Source organism: Phytohalomonas tamaricis (assembly GCF_003012345.1).
Lineage (GTDB): Bacteria > Pseudomonadota > Gammaproteobacteria > Pseudomonadales > Halomonadaceae > Phytohalomonas > Phytohalomonas tamaricis.
On the sequence record NZ_PVRV01000010.1, the window covers coordinates 1 to 424 of the forward strand.

Consider the following 424-nt stretch of genomic DNA (forward strand, 5'->3'; position numbering starts at 1 on the left):
AAGGGTGAGGTCGGCAGTTCAAATCTGCCCAGACCCACCACTATAAAGGGGCCTTAGCTCAGCTGGGAGAGCGCCTGCCTTGCACGCAGGAGGTCAGCGGTTCGATCCCGCTAGGCTCCACCATCTCTCAATGATGATTAAGTGTTTATCGACTTAATATAAAAGACCACAGTTAAAAGCTTATGACAGTACGACGGTTATTATCGTTTGTTCATGTACTGACCTTGAGTTTCTAACTGTCGTTTTCGACAGTACGCTCTTTAACAATGTGGATCATGCTGATGCCAAGTCCATGATGGCATAACACCATGACATCACTTCTTCGGAAGTGCGTCATGTGTCGTGAAGCTTAACGTCATGGCAATTAGAGATACGTCTCAAGCGTATCCGGCGAATCGAACGCAATCGATGATCAGACCCTTTG

At 47.2% G+C, this 424-nt stretch carries 1 tRNA gene; it reads left to right on the forward strand.

Features of this window, described 5'->3' with window-relative positions:
• The first annotated feature begins 47 nt into the window (after nt 1-47).
• A tRNA-Ala gene (locus C3Z11_RS00045) sits at nt 48-123 on the forward strand.
• Nucleotides 124-424 lie beyond the last annotated feature (301 nt).